Below are 15,488 nucleotides of genomic sequence, written 5' to 3'. Positions count from 1 at the left end.
AGGTGAATAATATGCACATCTTATGAATGAATAATCAATGGAGGCAACCATTATGAAAAAAGAAGATATCAAAAAAGTCGTCCTTGCTTACTCCGGCGGTCTGGATACGTCCATCATCATCCCCTGGCTGAAGGAAAACTACAATAACTGCGAAGTCATCGCCGTGTCCGGCAACGTCGGCCAGGCCGGCGAGCTCGACGGCCTCGAAGAGAAGGCCATCAAGACCGGCGCGTCGAAGCTCTACGTGCTCGACCTGACGGACGAGTACGTTGACGATTACATCATCCCGACCATGCAGGCAGGCGCCGCGTACGAGGAGTACCTGCTCGGCACGAGCCACGCGCGGCCGTGCATCGCCAAGGGCCTCGTCGAGATCGCCCAGAAAGAGGGCGCCGACGCCATCGCCCACGGCTGCACCGGCAAGGGCAACGATCAGGTCCGGTTCGAGCTGGCCATCAAGCACTTCGCGCCCGATATGCCCATCATCGCCCCGTGGCGGGAGTGGGACATCAAGTCGCGTGAGGAAGAGATCGCCTACGCCGAGGCGCACAACGTGCCCCTGAAGATCAACCGCGAGACGAACTACTCCAAGGACAAGAACCTCTGGCACCTGAGCCACGAGGGTCTCGACCTCGAGGATCCGGGCAACGAGCCGCAGTACGAGAAGCCGGGCTTCCTCGAGATGGGCGTCAGCCCCATCGACGCGCCGGACGCCCCGACCTACGTCACGCTCGACTTTGAGCAGGGCAAGCCCGTCGCGCTCGACGGCGAGAAGATGAGCGCCAAGGACATCATCCTCAAGCTCAACGCCATCGGCGGCGCCAACGGCATCGGCATTCTGGACATCGTGGAGAACCGGCTCGTCGGCATGAAGTGCCGCGGCGTGTACGAGACGCCGGGCGGCACGATCCTCTACAAGGCGCACAGCGTGCTCGAGACGCTCTGCCTCGACAAGATGACCATGCACGAGAAGCAGAAGCTCGCCGTGACCTTCGGCGAACTGGTGTATAACGGCCAGTGGTTCACGCCGCTGCGCGAGGCGCTCAGCGCGTTCGTGACCAAGACGCAGGAGCACGTCACCGGCACGGTGCGGCTCAAGCTCTACAAGGGCAACATGATCAACGCCGGCGTCTGGAGCCCGTACTCCCTGTACTCCGAGGAGATCGCCACCTTCGGCGAGAGCGACTACAACCAGGCGGACGCCGCCGGGTTCATCCAGCTCTACGGTCTGCCGATCGCCGTGCAGGCAAAGGTTGACGGCAAGAGCATGTAAGCGGTACAATAAATATATAGAAATGATTTTCTCCCCGCGCCGGGCCTCCCGGCGCGGGGCAGCCTGTCAAAAAAGCTTTTTCAAACGAGAACCCAGCGAAGCGGTTCTCTGTGGAGACAACGCACGAAGGGAGACCATCACCATGGCAAAAATGTGGGCGGGCCGCACGGCCGGCGTGACCGATCCGGTCGCGGACGATTTCAACTCCTCCATCCGCTTCGACAGCCGGATGTACCGCGAGGACATCACGGGCAGCATGGCGCACGCGGCGATGCTCGGCGCGCAGCACATCCTCCCGCAGGCGGACGCCGATGCCATCATCGACGCGCTGCAGGGCATCCTCGACGATCTCGACAGCGGCGCGCTCGCGTTCGACCCCGCGTGCGAGGACATCCACATGTTCGTCGAGCAGGTGCTCACCGCGCGCATCGGCGACCTCGGCAAGAAGCTGCACACCGCCCGCTCGCGCAACGATCAGGTCGCGCTCGACCTGCGCATGTACCTGCGCAACGAAACGAGCGAGATCATTGCGCTCACAAAGGACGTGCTCGCGGCGCTCGTCGAGCAGGCCGGGGCGCACAAGGGCGACATTCTGCCCGGCTACACGCACCTGCAGCGCGCGCAGCCCATCACCTTCGGCCACCACCTGATGGCCTATGCCATGATGCTCCTGCGCGATATCGACCGCATGCAGGATGCCGTCAGGCGCATGAACGTCTCGCCCATCGGCTGCTGCGCGCTCGCCGGCACGACGTATGACACCGACCGGTTTTTTGAGGCCAAGCAGCTCGGCTTTGACGACGTGGCGCGCAACAGTCTCGACGGCGTGTCCGACCGGGACTTCTGCGTCGAGCTGCTCGATGCCTACGCCATCGAGATGATGCACCTCTCGCGCCTGAGCGAGGAGCTGGTGCTGTGGTCGAGCTGGGAGTTTCAGTTCGTGCAGCTCTCGGACAGCTACACGACCGGCTCGTCGATCATGCCGCAGAAGAAAAACCCCGACATGGCCGAGCTCGTGCGCGGCAAGACCGGCCGCGTCTACGGCGACCTCATCGCCATGCTCACGGCGCTCAAGGGCCTGCCGCTGGCGTATAATAAGGACATGCAGGAGGACAAGGAGGCCGTGTTCGACGCGGTGGACACCGTGAAGATGTGCCTGCGCGTCATGGCGCCGATGCTCGCGACCATGACCGTGCGCGCCGACAAGATGCTCCACGCGGCGCAGACGGGCTTCCTGAATGCGACCGACCTCGCGGACTATCTCGTCACGAAGGGCCTGCCGTTCCGCAGCGCGTACAAGGTCTCCGGCCAGCTCGTGGCCTACTGCATCGCGCACAATACCGTGCTCGAAAAGCTGCCGCTCGAGACCTTCCGCACCTTCAGCGACCTCTTTGACGACGGCGTGTACGATGCCATCGACCTCACCAACTGCGTCACGCGGCGCGTGTCCTACGGCGGCACGTCCGTGCCGAGTGTCGAGGCGCAGATCGCCTGGGTCGCGCAGCAGCTCGAGGCATAAGCACATACGCATATTTTTTACAAGACCGGCGCTCCCATTTGGGAGCGCCGGTCTTGCATTGCACAAAAAAATCCTGTACAATAAGCAAAAAGTTGTGCAAAAAGGCTTGCCATTTCCGGGGTGGGGATGGTATTCTTTTTTATACCCACTTTGTTGAAAAAAGGAGAAATGGTATGAGAAAGAAACTTCTGAGCATCCTGCTTGTGCTGAGCCTGATGCTCGCGCTCGTGCCGGCGGCCTTCGCGGCAGACGCTGTGAGAACCGAGCTGGAAAGCGACGGCACAACGCTCGCCTTCTACGGCAGCGGCGTTGCCACGGCCGACTGCTGGAACGGCGACTGGACCGCCGTCACGCACGTTGACCTCGGGTATGAGATCCGCGGCGTCGCCGAGAATGTGCTGGCCCGCTGCGTCAACCTCGTCTCCTTTGAGGCCATCGGCAGCCGGTATCTCCGGACCTACAACGGCGGCCTCATCTCCATAGACGGCAGGCAGATGCTGGCCGCGCCGAACAGGTGCACGGCTTATGAGATCCTCGACTTGGTGCAGACCGTCAAGACGGGCGCGTTCCGTTACTGTCAGGGGCTGACGGCGGTCACGTTCCCGGCGAGCCTCACCACCATTGAGGCGCAGGCCTTCACCAGCTGCCTGAGCCTGACGGACGTTCAGCTGCCGGACGGCCTGAAGACGATCGGCGACTTTGCTTTCGCCGGCTGCGCCGCGCTGACGAGCGTGCTCATCCCGAAGAGCGTCACGAGCATCGGCGCGGGCGCCTTCACCGGCTGCACCGCGCTCACGGCCATCGACTACAGCGGAACCGAGGCCGAGTGGGCCCAGCTGACCAAGGGCGAGAACGCGCTGCCGGAGGGCGTGACCGTGAACTTCAACGCGCCCATCCACCACTACGGTTCCTGGACGGGCACGGACCCGAACTGCACGACCGAGGGCAAGCGCACCCGCACCTGCACCGACGACGGCTGCGGTCACACGGAGGAAATGACACTCCCCGCCCGCGGCCACTACTGGGGCATCGGCCGTGTGACGACGCTGCCGACGGAGACCACGACCGGCGTGCGCACCTATACCTGCAGGACCTACAGCTGCAATGCCACGCGCACCGAGGAGATCCCCAAGCTTGCCCCGCGGGTGCCCGTGAGCGAGCGCTTTGACGACGTTGCCCCCAACAGCTGGGCGTATGAGGACATCCAGTACTGCGTCGACTATGAGCTCATGGCCGGTGTCGGCGGCGGCCGGTTTGAACCGAAGACGCTGACCACGCGCGCACAGCTCGTGCAGATCCTCTATCGGCTTGCGGGCGCGCCGGAGGTCAGCGGCGAGACGCCGTTTACCGATCTCACGGCCGACTGGTACAAGACCGCGGTGCTCTGGGCGTACCAGACCGGCGTGACGTCCGGCGTGAGCGAGACGACCTTCGCACCGGACACGCCCGTCACGCGCGAGCAGGTCGCGGTGTTCCTGGCCAGGTTTGCGGATCGGGTGCTCGACAGATACACCCCCTATATGTGGGATGCGCTCTTCCCGTTTCAGGATCGTGAGCAAATCTCCTACTATGCGCGCACGGCCATGAACTGGGCGTGCGATCTGGGGCTGATCAAAGGCATTCCGGGCCCGGGCGGCCTGCGCCTTGAGCCGCAGAGCAGCGCCACGCGCGAGCAGATGGCGGTCATGATCGCACGGTTCTGCCGCAGACTGAATGTCTGGAACGAGCCCATGCCGGAGCTTTGAGCAAACGGCTGGAGCGCGCGTGCGTGCATTGCTGCCTGATACCGAACCGGCGTCCTGTTTTTTGGACGCCGGTTTTGTTATTGCTTGCGTGTGCGCTTCATAGTTTTGCAACAAAGAAGGAAATAAAAGGCTGCTAATGGAAGAAAAAAGGAGTGCGCTTGCACGGATACGCACATTTGACACAAAAAAACGGAAAAATTGCATTGACATTCCCCACGAAAATGTTACAATATTGTCACAGAATACTTTGGAAATTTCAAGCATCTTGTAACATCTGGAAAGGAGCGTAACGATGAAGCAGAGAACACGCAAGCTCCTGACCCTGCTGCTGATCGCAGCCATGGTCATGAGCCTGATGGTCCCGGCACTGGCGGCGGACACCGCGCAGTCCGAGACCCCCTACACTTACGACGCCGGAGACTACACCTTCGGCAAGATCTCGCACCCGAACAGCGCGCCCGGCCAGCCGGACGGCCTGGTCGACTACACCGGCAACGGCACGGTGGCCGTGACCGGCACGGCCGACGGCGCCGACGGTCAGGGCGACCGCGGCCAGAGCTACGCCTGGGCCGCCATGGCCTACGGCGACTATGTCTATGTCGGCACGTGCTACGCCGCCATGGGCCAGACGCTCACGGCGATGGACACCGTCATGGGCCACAAGTTCGACGAGGAGACCATGCGCGCCGAGCTCAACGCCATCTTCAACGGCACGTTCTTCTATGGGCAGGAGGACGGCGGCAACTCCGGCGGCGTGCTCGTGAAGGTCAACGTACACACCGGCGAGATGACCCTGCTCATGTCCAAGTCGCTCAACGGTATCGCCCCGCTGTTCCGCAACGCTATCCGCTACAAGGATAAGCTCTATTTCTGCGGCAGTGTCAACGCCAACGGCCGCGGCGGCCTGCCGAGCATCTATGAGGTCGACCCGAGCAACGACAGCATCACGTGCGTCTATCAGGGCCTGTCGAACATGCAGGAATACGCGCAGGCGTATAAGGCCGGCGTCTGCACCGGCATCCGCGGCATGGCGGTCTACGACGGCAAGCTCGTCATCAGCAACGTCGGCGTCGACGGCGGCTACCTGCTCATCAGTGACAACCCGTCGAAGGGCTTCACGAAGATCGCTACGCAGTCCGACCTCTTTAACTACCCCGCCGTGCACTACAAAGACAGTGTCTACGGCGGCGGCATCTGGGAGATCGTCGAGTACAACGGCAGCCTCTACGTCGCCATGTGCACCGGCACGCCCGCCACGCGCGTGGGCGACAATATGCGCTCGTTCGCCATCGTGCGCGGCACCTGCTCCGGCGACTGGAATGACCCCGACGCCTGGACGTGGACGCCGGTCGTCGGCGACCAGGCCGACGGTGCGAAGTATACCTTCGGCATCGACCCGGCGCGCACCCGCGCCGCGGCCTGCAATATGTGCATTTATGACGGCTACCTCTACATCGGCGAATACAACGACGAGGAGATCCCGCTCGAGGAGCTCATGTTCAGCCAGGACTTCGGCTTCCTTGCGCGCAACCTTGAGCAGTCGGTGAACCTCTACCGTATGTCCATCGGCGCGGACGGCACCGAGCAGATGGAGCTCGTCGTCGGCGAGCCGACGGAGATGTTCCCGGCCGGCGGCATCCTGTGCAAGCGCTCCGGCTTCGGCGACTATGAAAACCAGTACTTCTGGCAGTCCAAGGTGTTTGACGGCAAGCTCTTTCTCGGCACGTTCGACACCAGCTCCCTGCTCGAGCCGCTCGGCCAGTTCACCAACGGCGACCTGCTGCACATGTCGCGCGACGAGTGGGCCAGCCAGATCGGCTACCTCAAGGTGCTGCTGCAGCTGCTGCTGAATAAAAACACCGGCGACGGCACGCTGCTCGCCGCCGACGCCGACACCGACGCCGCCATCGACGCCGCCGTCGACGCGGTGAACGAAGAGGCGGACAGCCCCGAGACCTTCTCGCTCACGGACGCGCAGTATGACACGCTGCGCCAGGGCATCGACGACGGCGCTTACGCCGCGGCCTACAGCGTGTCCACGCTCGGCAGCCTGCGCCGGCTCAACAGCCTGCTCGCCAAGCTGACCGACCTCGTGGAGACGAACGACATCGCGGGCTTCGTGGACATCTATCAGCAGGCCTGCGACCTCTACTCCGGCATCAGCGACAAGCTGCCCGAGGCGCTCAAGAAGCTCTATGACGCGCTCGTGCGCATCACGGAGCTGGAGAACATGAAGGATCTCGTCATCTGCCTCAACAAGCTCTCGACCGCCACGCGCGGCTTCGGTCTGTACACCATCACGTCCGAGAACGGGAAGCTCACGCTCGACACGCTCACGCGCGACGGCTTCGGCGATCCGTTCAACCACGGCCTGCGCGCCTTCGCCGTGAACGACGAGCAGGGCTGGATGGTCATCGGCACGGCCAACCCCTTCATGGGCACGCAGCTGTGGCGCACGACCGTCGATATGACCGATCCGATGGATCGCTTCACCGATCTCGACCCCAACGGCTGGGCCTACCCCAGCATCGAATACTGCGTGCGGCACGGTCTCATGTCCGGCATGAGCGACACGATCTTCTCGCCCAACACCGTGACGACGCGCGCGCAGCTCGTGCAGGTGCTGTATAATTTAGAGGGCAAGCCCGACGTGAGCGATGTGGCCGTGCCGTTTACGGACGCCGCGTCCGGCTGGTACCGGGACGCGGTCGCCTGGGCGTACAAGACCGGCGTTGTGGACGGCATGTCGCCCACGACCTTCGCACCGAATAACACCGTGACGCGCGAGCAGGTTGCCGTCATCCTCATGCGCTATCTGACGAAAGTCTGCGGCGTGGAGCGCACGTGGACGCCGGATGACCTGTCCGGCTTCGCCGACGGCGGCAACGTCTCCGGCTGGGCGCGCGCCGGCATGGCCGACGCGGTGGCGCTCGGCCTGTTCGGCGGCACGCAGGACAGCAGCGGTCAGGTGTGGCTGCGGCCGGGCGCGGGCACGACGCGCGCCGAGACCGCGGCGCTCCTGCAGCGCATGTGCACCAAAGTGCTCGGCATCGGCTGAGCGGCGCACAGCATTTTAACGGGCGTCCCCGCCGGGGACGCCCGCTCTTTTGTTTCGGCGCGAGTGCTTGTTTTCTGCCCGCACATCCTGTATAGTGGAGGCAGCATCGGGCGGCCGCGGCCGCCCGGGGAGGGAAGCTTATGAAAAAACGGATCTGCACGCTGCTGCTCGCGCTGTGCCTGACGCTGGGGCTGCTGCCCGCCGCGGCGCAGGCCGCCGGGGACGGCAGCGGCACGTTTGACACCGTCCGCTGGACGCTCGACGCCGACGGCGGGCTGACCGTCAGCGGCACGGGCGACCTGCCGGACAGCGCGTTCGCCGGCCGCACCGATATCGTCACCGTGACGTTCACGGGTCAGGTCGCGCGCATCGGCCGCAGCGCGTTCGCCGGCTGCACGCAGCTGCGGCGCGTGGACGGGTTCGGCGCGGTCACGTGCGTGATGAGTCAGGCGTTCGCCGGCTGCACGGCGCTCACGGAGCTGGCCGTGCCCGGCACGGTCACGGAGATCGGCACGGGCGCGTTTTCCGCCTGCACCGGCCTGACGGCCGTCACGCTCGCGCCCGGCGTGCGCAGCCTCGGCGCGTATGCCTTCGCCGCCTGCACGGCGCTGCGGCGCATCGACCTGCCCGACGGCATGACGCTGCTCGGCAGCGGGCTGTTTTCCGGCTGCACGGCGCTCACGGAGCTGCCGCTGCCGGACGATGTGGCGTGGGTAGAGCCGCGCCTGTGCGAAAACTGCACTGCGCTGCAAAACATCGTGCTCCCGGCCGCGATGACCGAGGTGCCGCGCGGCCTGCTGCGCGGCTGCACGGGGCTGCGGCGCGTGACGCTGCAGGGCGCGGTCACGGCGGTGGGCAACGGGGCGTTTGCCGGGTGCGACGCGCTCGCGGACGTGTACTTCACCGGCACGCGCGCGCAGTGGGACGCCGTCGCCGTCGGCGCGAACAACGCACGCCTGACGGCCGCCGCCGTGCACCTGTCCGCGCCCGCGCACACGTACCCGGAGGCGTGGACGGTCGTCCGCGCGCCGACCTGCACGGACGACGGCCTGCGCACGCGCACCTGCCTCGACCCCGGCTGCGGCAAAACGCTGTCCGAGACGATCCCGGCGCTCGGCCACGACTGGGACGACGGCGTGATCGTGCGCGCCCCGAGCGGCGTGCGCATGGGCGAGCGGCGCGTCACCTGCCGCCGCTGCAGCCGGACGCAGGCGGTGGCGATCCCGCCCGAGATCGCGGCGTACGAGCAGTTTCATGACATCGACCGCAATGCGTGGTCGTACGACGGCATCCAGTACTGCGTGGCGCGCGGGCTCATGTCCGGCACGGACACGCACACGTTCCTGCCCGGCGGCGTGACGACGCGCGCGCAGCTCGTGCAGGTGCTGTATCATCTCGCGGGCGATCCCGACATGACCGGCGTGACCACGCCGTTTACCGACCTCACGTCGGACTGGTATCAGGCCGCGGTCGCCTGGGCATATGAGACCGGCGTCGTGGACGGCACGTCGCCCACCACGTTTTCGCCGGGCCGGCCCGTCACGCGCGAGCAGGCGGCCGTTTTGCTCATGCGCTACGCTGCGCGCCTGCCCGGCTTTGCGGGCAGCGACGCGCCTGCCGATCTGTCCGCGTTTGCCGACGGCGGCAGCGTCTCCGGCTGGGCGCGTGCCGGCATGGCCGACGCGGTGGCGCTCGGCCTGTTCGGCGGCACGCAGGACACCGGCGGCCGGGTGTGGCTGCGGCCGGGCGAGAGCGCGACGCGCGCCGAGATCGCGGCCGTTCTGGCGCGCTTCGGGCGCAACGTGGCCCACCTGCTCTGAATGCAGAATCGACCCGCCGGGGATCCCCCGGCGGGTTATGACTGTCGGAAAACCCTCCGGGTTTTCGCTTAATTTTTCTTAAAGCTGGCAGTTTCCTCTGTCCGCGCACGCCGCGAATGTGTTAGGATAGACCCCAGAGGTGATACCATGGAAAACCCCGAGACCCCTGTCCGCATCCTCGTCGTGGACGACGAGCCGGACATCCGCAATATTTTACACATTCTGCTCTCGTCGCGCGGCTACGAGGTTGACGAGGCCGAAAACGGCCTGCGCGCCGTGGAGCTCGTGCGCACGCAGCCGGACTATGACCTCATCATTCTCGACATCATGATGCCCGGCATGGACGGCGTGTCCGCTTGCGCGGAGATCCGGCAGCACAGCGTCGCGCCGATCCTGTTTCTGACGGCGAAGGCCCAGCCCGCCGACATGAGCGACGCCTACGGCAGCGGCGGCGACGACTATCTCATCAAGCCCTTTTCCAACCACGAGCTGTTCCTGCGGGTCGACTCGCTCATCCGCCGCTACCGCGTCTACCACGGCAAGGGTGACGCGCCGACGGTCATTGACGCGCTCGAGATCAACCGCGACAAGGGCACCGTGTGCAAAAACGGCCGCTCCGTCGAGATGACCAAGACGGAGTTTGGGCTGCTGCAGTACCTGATCGCCAACCGCGGCGCAGCCGTGTCCGCGCGCAAGCTCTACGAGGACGTCTGGCACGAGAAGTTCCTGCCCAGCTCTGCCAACACCGTCATGGTGCACATCCTCAAGCTGCGCAAGAAGCTCGAGGATGACCCCGCCAACCCGACGCTCATCCGCACGGTCTGGGGAAAGGGGTATCAGATTGATTAAAAAGTGGTGCTCATCGCTCAATGCGCGCATGATCTTCGTGCTCCTCGCGGCGCTGGCCTTGGGCGTGGTGTGCTATTTCGGCATAGACGCGCTCGGCACGGAGGCAATCGACCACTGGTATCTGAGCGATGACGCCGTCGCCGCGCGCAATCTGGAGCACGAGCGCCGCCTGCAGGAATACGTCAGCGCGCACGGCGTGTCCTCGCGCGACACGCTGGCCATCGAGCAGTGGTCGCGCGGTGAGAAAAAAGCCAACGTCATCGTCTATCAGGCGGAGGGCGACCCGTACGAGGCCGGCTCGTGGGGCACGAGCGAGCTGCTCGACGACACGACCCAGAGCGACATTGCCGACATGGGCTACAGCTTCTTCCCCGTGCAGTTTGCCGACGGGGAGTGCCGCGTCGCCGTGTGCGACTATTCCGAGGCGTGGCTCTACAGCTATGTGCGCTTCGGCGCGCTCGTGGTGGGCTTCGTGGTCTATTCGTGCATCGCCATCGGCTTCACGCGGCGGCTCACGCGGCGCGTCACGCGCCTGTCGGAGGCCGTCGGCGCGGCGGGCGCGCTCAACCAGACCATCCCCGTCGTCGGCACGGACGAGCTCGCGCGGCTGGCGGCGAGCGTCAACACCATGCGCGACACGATCCTGGAGCGCACGCGCAACGAGCAGACCGCCTGGCAGGCCAACAGCGACCTCATCACTGCCATGTCGCACGACATCCGCAACCCCCTCACGTCGCTCATCGGCTATCTCGACCTGCTCGAGATGAGCCAGGACCGTCTGCCGGAGGACCTGCGCAGCTACGTGCTCGCCAGCCGCGACAAGGCCTATCAGCTCAAGGACCTGACGGGGGAGATGTTCCGGTATTTTCTCGTCTTCAGCCGCGGCGAACAGGAGACGCACCCCGAGCCCTACGACGCGCAGATCCTCTGCGCGCAGCTGCTCGGCGAGTGCGCGGCCGAGCTGCGCAGCCGGGGCTTTGACGTCAACCTCCTGCTGCTGACCACGCCCTGCACCGTCACGACCGACGTGCAGATGCTCAAGCGCGTGACGGATAACCTCCTGTCGAACATCGAAAAGTACGCCGACCCCGCCGCGCGCCTGACCATTCTGGCCGAGTGCGAGGGCGAGCGGCTGCACGTCTGCTTTGCCAACCGCGCGCGCCGCGAGCTTGCGCGCGTCGAGAGCAACCACATCGGCCTGCGCACGTGCGAGGCGATCCTGAAGCTGCTCGGCGGGCAGTTTTTCACCCACCGTACGGGCGATGATTTCTCGGCCGAGTTCGTCCTGCCGCTCACGCCGCCGGACGCGGCGCAGGGCTGAGCGGATCGATCCCTCAGTCAGCCTGACGGCTGCCAGCTCCCTTTGCACAAGGGAGCCTATGAGGTGCGGGACGAACGCACGGTGCACCACCGGCGGCGCTGGAGGAAACCGCGGCTTTTCTGCCATGATGCTGGTCGAGCGGCATAGAAACGGAATTGCCAAGGTGTGTGACGTCAGGAAACACGGCATCCGCCTCGCTGCGCTCAGCACCTTTTTCCCGAGGGCAAGGCTTGGGTGCGCAGCGCAGGCAACGCTGTACTCGCCTCTCTACATAACAAACCCGCAAAAAAGATCCCCGAAACGAACGTTTCGGGGATCTTTGCTCTGTATGGGTGATGGATCAGCGATCACACAATGCCCTGAGCCATCATGGCGTTGGCGACCTTCAGGAAGCCGGCAACGTTGGCGCCGAGCATCATGTTGCCCGGCTGGCCGCACTCGACGGAGGCGTCGTAGCAGGCCTTGAAGATGCTCTTCATGATGCCGTGCAGCTTCTCGTCAACTTCTTCGAAGCTCCAGCTCATGCGCAGGGAGTTCTGGCTCATTTCCAGACCGGAGGTGGCAACGCCGCCGGCGTTGGAAGCCTTGCCCGGCGTGTAGAGCAGGCCGGCCTCGATGACCGCGTTGATGGCCTCGGGGGTCAGCGGCATGTTCGCGCCTTCGAACACGGCCATGGCGCCGTTTTTGATGACGGCCTTCGCGCCCTCGAGATCCATCTCGTTCTGGGACGCGCACGGCATGGCGATGTCGCACGGCACGGTCCAGATGTTCTTGCAGCCCTCGTGGTACTCGCTGCCGGGCACTTCGTCAGCGTAGACGCTGATGCGGGCGCGGCGCTTCTGCTTGATGTCAAACAGCACGTCGAGGTTGATGCCGTTGGGATCGTAGACGTAGCCCTTGGAGTCGCTCATGGCGATGACCTTGCCGCCGAGCTCGGTGCACTTCTGCGCGCAGTACTGCGCCACGTTGCCGGAGCCGGACACGATGACCTTCTTGCCCTCGAAGCTGTCGTTTCTCAGGTGCTTGAGCACTTCGGCGGAGAAGTAGCAGATGCCGTAGCCGGTGGCCTCGGTGCGGGCGAGAGAGCCGCCGTAGGTCAGGCCCTTGCCGGTGATGACGCCGCCCTCAAAGCGGTCGACGATCTTCTTGTACTGGCCGTACATATAGCCGACCTCGCGCGCGCCGACGCCGATGTCGCCGGCCGGGGTGTCAGTGAACTGGCCGATGTGGCGATAGAGCTCGGTCATGAAGCTCTGGCAGAAACGCATGACCTCACCGTCGGACTTGCCGTGGGGGTCAAAGTCGGAGCCGCCCTTGCCGCCGCCCATGGGCAGGGTGGTCAGGGAGTTCTTCAGGATCTGCTCGAAGCCAAGGAACTTGACGACGGACAGGTTGACCGAGGGATGGAAGCGCAGACCGCCCTTGTAGGGGCCGATCGCGGAGTTGAACTGCACACGGTAGCCGCGGTTGACCTGGACCTTGCCGTTGTCGTCCACCCAGGGAACGCGGAAGATGATGATGCGCTCGGGCTCAACGAAGCGCTCCATGAGGCCGGCTTCTTCCCACTCGGGGTGCTTGTCGACGACGTACTGGAGGCTCTCAAAGACTTCGTCAACGGCCTGCAGGAACTCGGGCTCGTTGGGGTGGTTCTTCTGAAGGTCGGCGAAAACGCGGTTCAGATATGCATTGTTGATCATTTTCTTACCTCTTTCTTGTTATTCACGTTGCTCTCAAAAACGGCCTGAGCGGCCAATTTCCTTTATCATGGTAACGCAAACGGAGAGGGATTGCAATATCCGTTTTCCATATAATTTCTCAATTTTTTTGTGCAAAAAGTCAGAAAGGGCGCTTTGAATTGCGCTGTTTTCGTCAAAAAAACAACATTCCCGTGTAAAAGCTGGCAATTTGCGGCCGCCATTTTTATGCAGGTGCAAAAAAAGCACTTGACAAATTATTCTAACGAGTATAAACTAAGAGCGAAAGTTATCCAAATGCATAATAATTTTGCAGCCGGAAGGGAGGAATGCGGATGCGGCGATGCGAGGTGTGTTTTGCGCCGCTGCCGGCGTGGGAAGATGCGTACCTGTGGCCGTGCGCGCACGGCGGGCTGACGGTGTGCGCCGATTGCTTTGACACGCTCGTGGGCGGCCTGTCGCGGCGGGAGCTGGCCGCGCGCCTGAGCGCACCGGGAGCGTGAGGGGGCGGAGCAGCAAAAACCCGCCCACACCGTGGGCGGGCGGATCATGTGCGGTTTTTCTTCGCGGTGTTGACGGAGGCGATCCAGATTTTTTTCAGCTCCGTGCATTTGCCGAGCGTTTGTGCATCTTCCCGGAAAAGAAAAATACCGACCGTCCAGAAGGACAATCGGTATTTTTGGTGGGGGAAGATGGATTTCCTCCTTCGGAGGATAAACTTCGACTCCATCTTCCGCGCAAAGAAAAATACCAATCACCCAAAAAGGGTAATTGGTATTTTTGGTGGGGGAAGATGGATTCGAACCATCGAAGGCATTGCCAGCAGATTTACAGTCTGTCCCCTTTGGCCACTCGGGAATTCCCCCATATGCAATTTTGTCAGAAGGTGGAGCTGGTAGACGGACTCGAACCCCCGACCTGCTGATTACAAATCAGCTGCTCTACCAACTGAGCTATACCAGCACAACACCGGCCTATGTATCATAGCAAAACGGACTATGTTTGTCAACAAAAATTTTCGGAAAATTCAATGTTTTTGGAGGGAGAACATGCAACTGATCGAATTGGCGGCGCAGTACCGCGCCACGGGCAACGCGCTGCGTGCGCGCGCGGCCACCTTGCGTCTGGAGCTGGCGGCCATGCCGCGTGCCGGCCGCGCCCGGCGCGATCTGGAGGCGCGCATCGCGCGCCTGGAGCAGATGGCGGGCGAGACTCTGTGCACGGCAAGCTATCTCGCGCATTATTATGACCGCAGCTGACCGCGCCGGCCGTCGGGCGGGCCCGGTTTGCGTTCCGGCGGCAGGTGTGGTATACTTATCGGCATGAAACGCTTACATATGAAAAACAATTCCACATTCCGCCGCGCGCTGGCCGTGCTGCTGGCCGCGGCGATGACGTTCGCACTCACGGGCTGCTCCGTGCGCGAACTGCACATCGGCCAGGTCGAGGTGAACACCGGCGCCGGCACGGCGTGGATCACCCCGGCCAGAGGCGTGGACAGGTTCGACATTCCGGCGGCCGATTTTTCCGCCGGGGCGGACGGCAGCGTGACCTACACCGGCACGGCCTACCGCGTGCTGCAGGGCATCGACGTGTCCACGTTCCAGCAGGACATCGACTGGCAGGCCGTCGCGGATTCCGGCATCGCCTTCGCGGTCATCCGCGCGGGCTACCGGGGCTACGGCAAGGGCGGCATCGTCGAAGACGACCGTTTCCGCCAGAACGTGGCCGGGGCGTGCGCGGCGGGGCTGCGCGTGGGGCTGTACTTCTTCTCGCAGGCGGTCACGCCCGAGGAGGCGGCCGAGGAGGCGCAGTGGCTCGTGGACGCGGCGCGCGATTACAAGATCGACATGCCGCTCGTGTTCGACTGGGAGAACATTGACCAGAGCACCGTCGCCGCCGGCGACACGGTGCGCACGGCGGAGATGACCGGCGAGGACGTCACGGCCTGCGCCGTCGCGTTCTGCGAGACGGTCACGGCCGCGGGCTACGACGCCGCCGTCTACGGCAACCGCTGGCAGGGGTACTATGACTACGACTTTGCCCAGCTCAAAGACTACGCCTTCTGGGTGAGCGCGCCGGGCACGGCGGACGATTTTTACTACGCGCACGATTTCTGGCAGTACAGCTACGACGGCACGGTGCCGGGCGTCTCCGGCAGCGTGGACCGTGACCTGTGGTTCGTGCCGATCACGACCTGAGGAGGCGC

General features: G+C 64.0%; 11 protein-coding genes and 2 tRNA genes. 10 read left to right on the top strand and 3 right to left on the bottom strand.

The features are described from left to right. Nucleotides 1-52: 52 nt before the first annotated feature. The 7 genes from OGM61_00645 to OGM61_00615 all read left to right on the top strand — a co-directional run bounded on the left by OGM61_00645 (nt 53) and on the right by OGM61_00615 (nt 11,585). A complete protein-coding gene (locus tag OGM61_00645) occupies nt 53-1,273 on the top strand; it encodes an argininosuccinate synthase (protein UYI84609.1) in 1,221 nt (406 codons plus the stop codon). Between the two features lie 142 nt (nt 1,274-1,415). After that, nucleotides 1,416-2,792: an argininosuccinate lyase gene (argH, locus tag OGM61_00640; protein UYI84608.1), complete on the top strand. Its 1,377-nt coding sequence runs from the start codon at nt 1,416-1,418 to the stop codon at nt 2,790-2,792. Between the two features lie 173 nt (nt 2,793-2,965). Beyond that, nucleotides 2,966-4,537 (top strand): S-layer homology domain-containing protein, encoded by a 1,572-nt coding sequence (locus OGM61_00635; protein UYI84607.1) that lies wholly within the window; start codon nt 2,966-2,968, stop codon nt 4,535-4,537. Nucleotides 4,538-4,829: 292 nt separating this feature from the next. Beyond that, complete coding sequence (locus tag OGM61_00630; protein ID UYI84606.1) at nt 4,830-7,595, top strand: S-layer homology domain-containing protein; 2,766 nt, start codon at nt 4,830-4,832, stop codon at nt 7,593-7,595. A gap of 140 nt (nt 7,596-7,735) precedes the next feature. After that, entirely contained in the window at nt 7,736-9,415 is a 1,680-nt protein-coding gene (locus OGM61_00625; GenBank protein ID UYI84605.1) for a leucine-rich repeat protein, read from the top strand. 147 nt (nt 9,416-9,562) lie between these two features. Beyond that, nucleotides 9,563-10,264: a response regulator transcription factor gene (locus OGM61_00620; protein ID UYI84604.1), complete on the top strand. Its 702-nt coding sequence runs from the start codon at nt 9,563-9,565 to the stop codon at nt 10,262-10,264. Beyond that, on the top strand, nt 10,257-11,585 hold the full coding sequence (locus OGM61_00615) for a HAMP domain-containing histidine kinase (protein UYI84603.1): 1,329 nt from the start codon (nt 10,257-10,259) through the stop codon (nt 11,583-11,585). The genes OGM61_00620 and OGM61_00615 overlap by 8 nt, the downstream gene beginning before the upstream one ends. A 347-nt stretch (nt 11,586-11,932) precedes the next feature. On the opposite strand, the gene gdhA is transcribed toward OGM61_00615, so the two are convergent. Further along, the gene (gdhA, locus tag OGM61_00610; protein ID UYI84602.1) at nt 11,933-13,282 is read right to left on the bottom strand and encodes an NADP-specific glutamate dehydrogenase; all 1,350 of its coding nucleotides are present in this window, start codon (nt 13,280-13,282) and stop codon (nt 11,933-11,935) included. 332 nt (nt 13,283-13,614) lie between these two features. On the opposite strand from gdhA, the gene OGM61_00605 reads away from it, so the two are divergent. Beyond that, complete coding sequence (locus OGM61_00605; GenBank protein ID UYI84601.1) at nt 13,615-13,782, top strand: hypothetical protein; 168 nt, start codon at nt 13,615-13,617, stop codon at nt 13,780-13,782. Between the two features lie 278 nt (nt 13,783-14,060). On the opposite strand, the gene OGM61_00600 is transcribed toward OGM61_00605, so the two are convergent. Continuing rightward, nucleotides 14,061-14,145, bottom strand: a tRNA-Tyr gene (locus OGM61_00600). A 21-nt stretch (nt 14,146-14,166) separates the two neighbouring features. Further along, nucleotides 14,167-14,242 (bottom strand) — tRNA-Thr (locus OGM61_00595). 86 nt (nt 14,243-14,328) lie between these two features. On the opposite strand from OGM61_00595, the gene OGM61_00590 reads away from it, so the two are divergent. Both OGM61_00590 and OGM61_00585 read left to right on the top strand, forming a co-directional pair. Continuing rightward, complete coding sequence (locus OGM61_00590) at nt 14,329-14,538, top strand: hypothetical protein (GenBank protein ID UYI84600.1); 210 nt, start codon at nt 14,329-14,331, stop codon at nt 14,536-14,538. 78 nt (nt 14,539-14,616) lie between these two features. After that, nucleotides 14,617-15,480 carry a glycoside hydrolase family 25 protein gene (locus tag OGM61_00585; protein ID UYI84599.1) on the top strand — a complete coding sequence of 288 codons (864 nt, stop codon included), beginning with the start codon at nt 14,617-14,619 and terminating at the stop codon, nt 15,478-15,480. Nucleotides 15,481-15,488 lie beyond the last annotated feature (8 nt).

This window comes from Clostridiales bacterium (assembly GCA_025757645.1).
Lineage (GTDB): Bacteria > Bacillota > Clostridia > Oscillospirales > Oscillospiraceae > CAG-103.
Note: the sequence above shows the minus strand (reverse complement) of the source record. Positions and strands in the feature narration are given on the sequence as shown.

Excerpts from the sequence above, each read along its gene's own strand:
- gdhA (UYI84602.1), bottom strand. The coding sequence starts at position 13,282 with ATGATCAACAATGCATATCTGAACCGCGTTTTCGCCGACCTTCAGAAG.
- OGM61_00625 (UYI84605.1), top strand. The coding sequence starts at position 7,736 with ATGAAAAAACGGATCTGCACGCTGCTGCTCGCGCTGTGCCTGACGCTG.
- OGM61_00585 (UYI84599.1), top strand. The coding sequence starts at position 14,617 with ATGAAAAACAATTCCACATTCCGCCGCGCGCTGGCCGTGCTGCTGGCC.
- OGM61_00605 (UYI84601.1), top strand. The coding sequence starts at position 13,615 with ATGCGGCGATGCGAGGTGTGTTTTGCGCCGCTGCCGGCGTGGGAAGAT.
- OGM61_00635 (UYI84607.1), top strand. The coding sequence starts at position 2,966 with ATGAGAAAGAAACTTCTGAGCATCCTGCTTGTGCTGAGCCTGATGCTC.
- OGM61_00630 (UYI84606.1), top strand. The coding sequence starts at position 4,830 with ATGAAGCAGAGAACACGCAAGCTCCTGACCCTGCTGCTGATCGCAGCC.
- OGM61_00645 (UYI84609.1), top strand. The coding sequence starts at position 53 with ATGAAAAAAGAAGATATCAAAAAAGTCGTCCTTGCTTACTCCGGCGGT.
- argH (UYI84608.1), top strand. The coding sequence starts at position 1,416 with ATGGCAAAAATGTGGGCGGGCCGCACGGCCGGCGTGACCGATCCGGTC.
- OGM61_00620 (UYI84604.1), top strand. The coding sequence starts at position 9,563 with ATGGAAAACCCCGAGACCCCTGTCCGCATCCTCGTCGTGGACGACGAG.
- OGM61_00590 (UYI84600.1), top strand. The coding sequence starts at position 14,329 with ATGCAACTGATCGAATTGGCGGCGCAGTACCGCGCCACGGGCAACGCG.